We start from the raw sequence: 4504 nt of genomic DNA, 5'->3' as shown, positions 1-4504 counted from the left end.
TCTCGAAATCGAGGTTGAGGGAAGGGTAGGACTTGGTTCCGGAGCGGCTGCGGCCGAGCGTGGCGAAGGGAAAGCCGGCCTGGGTGAGATAGTCGATGCGTTCATCCTCGCGCCGCGTCCAGGCCAGCAGCACCGCATCGGCGCGGCGCGTCTCGACGACGCGGCGCAGGCGCTCCTGCTGGTAGTCGCCCGGCGCGCCCATGACCACGGTCAGGTCGAGCCCGCTTTCCGCAAGCCTGGCCTGCAGCCCGATCAGGAACGGAATGAAGAACGGCTCGCCATATTGCTGGTCGCCCGGATGCGGCTGCAGCATGAAGGCGATCGAATGGGTGGCGCCTTGCCGCAGACTGCGGCCGGACTGGTTCGGCGAATAGTTGAGCGTCCTGGCCGCCTCGAGCACGCGCTGGCGCGTGTCGGCATTGACGTCGGCGCGGCCGTTCAGCGCCCGCGACACCGTGCCGATCGAAATGTTCAGGTGACGGGCAAGGTCATGAATGCTGGATGCCAAGTGACTGTACTCCCCTTGCTTGGCTAGCACCGGTAGCCGCTCAGGCCAAGGCGACAGGACGATTTTCACGAGCGGCCAATTGACATTCTACGCCTTCGGGTGTGTTCTCGTAAACGTTTACGGAAAAACGTTTACGGTCATGCCGTGGATGCCGTGACGATCGGTCTGGAGGGACCGAGCGGAGGAGGAGCGCCGGATGATCAATGCCGTCCTGGTCGGCTGCGGAGCGATGAGCAAGGCCTGGCTCGATGCCGCGCAGCAAGTCAACGGGCTCGCCATTGTCGGCCTTGTGGATCTCGATGCCGACAGGGCACGGGCGCGGGCGCACGAATACGGCCTCACCAATGCCGTCATCGGCAGCAGCCTCGATGCCGTCCTCGATCAGATCAAACCGCAAGCGGTGTTCGATGTCGTGGTTCCCGCCGCCCGGCGCGCGGTCGCGCTGTCCGCCTTTGCGCACAATTGCCATCTGCTGACGGAAAAGCCGCTCGCCGACAGTCCGGAAAATGCGCGCGCCATCGTCGAGGCCGCGCGCCGCGCCGGGCGCATCCATGCGGTCGTGCAGAACCGCCGCTATGTCGCCAATGTCAGGCGCATCCGGAGGTTCCTGGACTCCGGCGCCATCGGTGCGCCGACCAGCATCCACGCCGACTTCTTCGTCGCGCCGCATTTCGGCGGTTTTCGCGAGGAGATGGCCCATGTGCTGCTGCTCGACATGGCGATCCACACCTTCGACGCCGCTCGCTATATGGTGAATGGCGAGCCGGCCGGCGTCTATTGCCAGGAATGGGAGCCGGCCAGTTCCTGGTACAGGCAGGGATCTTCGGCCAGCGCCGTCTTCGATCTCGGCGACGGCAAGGTCTTCACCTACGCCGGCAGCTGGTGCGCGGCCGGCTTCCGCACCAGTTGGGAAAGTGCATGGCGCATCGTTGCCGAGCGCGGCAGCCTCATCTGGGACGGTCATGACGATTTGAGGGCAGAAGCAGTGATGCCGGGCCGCGAGGGAATGTTCGACAAAACCCAGCCGATCGAGGTGCCGCCGCTCGATGCGTCCGATCGCGTCGGCGGCCATCTCGGCATTCTCCAGGATTTCATGCACGCCATCGAGACCGGCACCGAGCCGGAAACGCGCGGCGGCGACAACATCAAGAGCCTGGCCATGGTTTTTGGCGCCATCGAAAGCGCCGAGACCGGCCGCCGCGTGACAATCGCAGAGGAAGCACAATGACGCCGAACCCGCTTCTCGACATCCGGATCGGCACCATGGTGCGGGCCAATCTCGACGACCCGGCGGCTTACATCAAGCAGATCCTGCCGCTCGGCTTCGAGAGCATCCAGCCCTTCTTCTGGCAGACGCTGGGCGGCAAGGATTTGCCGCGGCTGGCCGGCCAGATCCGCGAGGCGATCGGCGATGCCGACGTCACCGTGTCCTCGCTCGGCGTGTTCGGCAATCCGCTGGAAGACGGCGAGGTCGATCGCGGCGTGCTCAAGGCCTGGGAGACGGTCATCGACAATGCGCATCTGTTCGGCACCTCGATGGTCAGCGGCTTCACCGGCCGCCTGCGCGGCAAGAAGCTGACCGACAGCCTGCCGCGCTTCAAGGAGGTCTGGGGACCGCTGGCCAGGCGCGCCGCCGACAAGGGCGTGCGCATCGCCTTCGAGAACTGCGCGATGGACGGCAACTGGGCCGCCGGCGACTGGAACATCGCCCACAATCCGGACGCCTGGGAGCTGATGTTCAACGAAGTGCCGGACGACAATCTCGGACTGGAATGGGAGCCCTGCCACCAGCTCGTCTATCTGATCGATCCGATGCCGCAGATCCGCAAATGGGCGCCGCGCATCTTCCACGTCCACGGCAAGGACGCGACGGTGCGCTGGGATGTCATCCGCGAGCATGGCGTGTTCGGCCGGCTGCCCTTCGTGCAGATGCGAACGCCGGGCTTCGGCGACAGCGACTGGACGCGGGTGATCAGCGAATTGCGGCTGGCCGGATACAAGGGCGCCATCGACATCGAAGGCTGGCACGACCCTGTCTATCGAGGCGATCTCGAAATCACCGGGCAGGTGCGCGCGCTGGAATATCTCAAGCAATGCCGGGGAGGGGCCAGCTACCTGCCGAACCCGATGTGAGGATCGGCCGGCGGGAGGAGCCGGCCGGGATGTCTGCAACGCACATTGCCGAAGCGAATGTCGAAACCCCTCGCTTGCGAGGACAAAAAGGGAGGATAAGTGCATGAGCATGACGATGAGAAGGACAGTTCTGCGCTCGACCGTCGTGGCCGCCGCCACGGTGCTTGCCGCTGCGATCTCCACCTTGCCCGCGCAGGCGCTCGACGCCAAATGGTGCAAGGACGTCCACATCCGCTTCTTCGTCGGCGGCGCCGAGGGCGACGCTTTCGGCACCATCGTCTACAATGGCGCCAAGCAGGCAGAGGCCGATCTGGGGCCGAAGGTCGACTACATCTTCTCCCAGTGGGACATCGAAAAGATGGTGCAGCAACTGCGCGAGGCCGTCGCGGTCAAGCCCAACGGCATCGCCATGATGGGCCATCCGGGCGACGCATCAATCATGCCGCTCGCCGAACAGGCGCACAAGGACGGCATCAAGATGATGTACCAGAACGTGCCTGTGCCGAAGGTGGTGGAAGCGTTCGGCGGCGGCTATGTCGGCGCCCAGCAGGAACAGCAGGGCCGCGCGCTCGGCGCCGAGGCGTTCAAACTGGGCAAGCTGAAGGCCGGCGACAAGGCGATCATGATCGGTCCGTTCGAAAACGAAAGTCGCGGCGCGCGCGAACGCGGCACGGTGGCGGCGCTCAAGGAAGCCGGCGTCGAGGTCATCCAGTTGTCCTCACCGCCGAGCGGCGAATGGGCGTCCGATCCCAACCTGGCCATTCCGGTGATCACCGCGGCGCTGCTCAACAATCCCGACGTCAAGGCGGTCGGCTATCCCGGCGGGCAGATGCTCGGCAATGTCTCGACCTATATGCAGGCGGCCGGACGCAAGGCGGGCGAGATCTTCAATTTCGGCTTCGACACCAGCCCGCAGATCGTCGAGGGTTTCAAGGGTGGCTGGGTGCAATTGACCGCCGACCAGCAGCCGTTCCTGCAGGGCTATCTGCCGATCCTCAGCCTCTGCCAGCAGGTTGTGCTGGGGCTGGCGCCGATGAATGTCGACACCGGCGCCGGCTTCGTCACGCCCGAAAATTACGAGATCGTCGCCGAGCTCGCCAAGCAGGCGCTGCGCTGACCTCCCAAGCCGCCGGCCGGGATCTCAGGCCCCGGCCGGCGGGACCGCTGGCGACGACGCCGGCACGAGACAATGAAAGCGAGCATCCGATGGCCGAACGCCTCATCGAACTGCGCGACATCAGCAAGTCCTATGGCCAGGTCTATGCACTGGGCGGGGTCAATCTCAGCGTCGACCGCGGCGAGGTGGTCGGCCTGCTCGGCGACAATGGCGCCGGCAAGTCGACGCTGATCAAGATCCTCTCGGGCGTGGTCAAGCCGACCAGCGGCGAAATCCTCGTGCGTGGCAAGCCGGTGACCGGGTGGAGCGCGGCGCGTTCGCGCGAGGCCGGCATCGAGACGGTGTTCCAGGACCGGGCGCTGGCCGTGCAGCAGACCATCGTTCGCAACATCTTCATGGGCCGCGAGCTGACCGGCTTCATGGGCTTTCTCAGGGTCAACAAGGAGATCGAGGAGGCAAGCCGGCTGATGCGCGAGATCGGCTTCACCTCGAAAGTGTTCACGCCGCAGTCGATCGTCGGCCAGCTTTCGGGCGGCGAACGCCAGGGCGTGGCGATCGCCCGCGCCATCTACAAGCAGGCCGAGCTGATCGTCCTCGACGAACCGACGACGGCGCTGTCGCTGACCGAGACCGCCAAGGTGTTCCATTTCGTGCGCCAGGTGCGGGCGAGCGGCCGCTCGATCCTGTTCATCGGCCACAACATCCATCATGTCTTCGACATCGCCGACCGCTTCGTGGTGCTGGAC

Annotated in this window: 5 protein-coding genes; 4 read left to right on the top strand and 1 reads right to left on the bottom strand. The window is 65.3% G+C overall.

Going from position 1 to position 4504, the window contains the following annotated elements; genetic code table 11:
* Positions 1–508: LacI family DNA-binding transcriptional regulator (locus tag EOA22_RS38840; RefSeq protein WP_245478630.1), on the bottom strand; the 508-nt coding region annotated here is incomplete at its 3' end.
* A gap of 196 nt (positions 509–704) precedes the next feature.
* Here EOA22_RS38840 and EOA22_RS13090 point away from each other — a divergent pair.
* The 4 genes from EOA22_RS13090 to EOA22_RS13075 all read left to right on the top strand — a co-directional run.
* Positions 705–1736, top strand: a complete 1032-nt coding sequence (locus EOA22_RS13090) for a Gfo/Idh/MocA family oxidoreductase (RefSeq protein ID WP_063168291.1) — start codon at positions 705–707, stop codon at positions 1734–1736.
* Positions 1733–2641 (top strand): sugar phosphate isomerase/epimerase, encoded by a 909-nt coding sequence (locus EOA22_RS13085; RefSeq protein WP_013530991.1) that lies wholly within the window; start codon positions 1733–1735, stop codon positions 2639–2641. Before EOA22_RS13090 ends, EOA22_RS13085 begins: the two co-directional genes overlap by 4 nt.
* Before the next feature lie 103 nt (positions 2642–2744).
* Positions 2745–3758: a substrate-binding domain-containing protein gene (locus tag EOA22_RS13080; RefSeq protein ID WP_013530992.1), complete on the top strand. Its 1014-nt coding sequence runs from the start codon at positions 2745–2747 to the stop codon at positions 3756–3758.
* An 89-nt stretch (positions 3759–3847) separates the two neighbouring features.
* A partial coding sequence (locus tag EOA22_RS13075) for an ATP-binding cassette domain-containing protein (RefSeq protein WP_164755397.1) occupies positions 3848–4504 on the top strand: 657 nt, incomplete at its 3' end.

The sequence above is a fragment of the Mesorhizobium sp. M7A.F.Ca.US.014.04.1.1 genome, from assembly GCF_003998745.1.
GTDB lineage: Bacteria > Pseudomonadota > Alphaproteobacteria > Rhizobiales > Rhizobiaceae > Mesorhizobium > Mesorhizobium ciceri.
The sequence above is the reverse complement of the archived record's forward strand: the minus strand, read 5'-3'. Positions and strand labels throughout refer to the sequence as shown.